At 64.6% G+C, this 881-nt stretch carries 1 protein-coding gene; it reads right to left on the bottom strand.

The window, feature by feature from the left end; all coding sequences use genetic code 11:
* The coding region (locus ACSHWJ_RS15940) for a hypothetical protein (RefSeq protein ID WP_432540102.1) at positions 1-881 on the bottom strand (881 nt) is incomplete at both ends.

Genomic DNA, 881 nt, shown 5'->3' with positions numbered 1-881 from the left:
GAGGCGTTGTTCAGATAGTCGCTGCCCGCCGTTGCCGCGACCAGCGCGGTGCCGGATTTCTTGAAGATCGCGCCATCGGCGGCGGCGGACAGGTTGGCACCGGTGCCGCCGTATTGCAGACCAATGGCGGTGCCCTGCCAAACACCCGCCGTCACCGTACCGACAGCGGTGATGTTGGCTTGGACCAAGTCGATCTCGATGGTCTTGTTGCCGGCATTGAGGGTGACGGTGATTTTGCTGGAAGCCGCCACCAGGTTGCGGAATTGCAGATCCACGCCGGACTTGCCGTCGAACACGCCGACACCTGCAGCCCCCTGGTTCGAGGCGGTGTTCGCCTCGCCCGAAGCGCCCCCCGACATCTGGGCAAACGTCAGGGAGGTCGTGCCCAAGGCGATAGCGTCGTTGGTCGTCAGCACCCAGGTTTGGTCGCCGTTGACCGTACCTTCCGAGACGAACATGCAGGCGCCGGCAGTCACCTCCGCATTCGAATCGAAGTCGGTCGCGCGGCCCCAGGCTCCAGCGGCGACCACGTAGACGCCGTTCTGCGAGGCCGTGGTCTGATTCTTCACCAGCACCCGGTCACCGGCTACCAATGCCACACCATCGACTGTCTGGGTACCGGATAGGGTGATGTTGGCGGTGGTCGCGGCGCGGACCGATTGTTTCCAGTCCAGCCCCGACGCGACCGAGTCCACGTACGCCTTGGTGGCCGCATCCTGGGCGCCGGTGGGATCGGCCAGGTTGGTGATCCGTTGGCTGTTCATGGATACCGCCGCGGTCGGCGCCGCCATCTGATCCAGACGGGAGGTTCGCACCTGGGTATCGAAACCGGTGATGTCGGTGGCCTGATATGCCAGCAGGGTCTTGACCTGAGCCACGGT

This window comes from Methylococcus sp. S1M (genome assembly GCF_051295855.1).
In the GTDB taxonomy this organism is placed as follows: Bacteria; Pseudomonadota; Gammaproteobacteria; order Methylococcales; family Methylococcaceae; genus Methylococcus; species Methylococcus capsulatus.
Note: the sequence above shows the minus strand (reverse complement) of the source record. Positions and strands in the feature narration are given on the sequence as shown.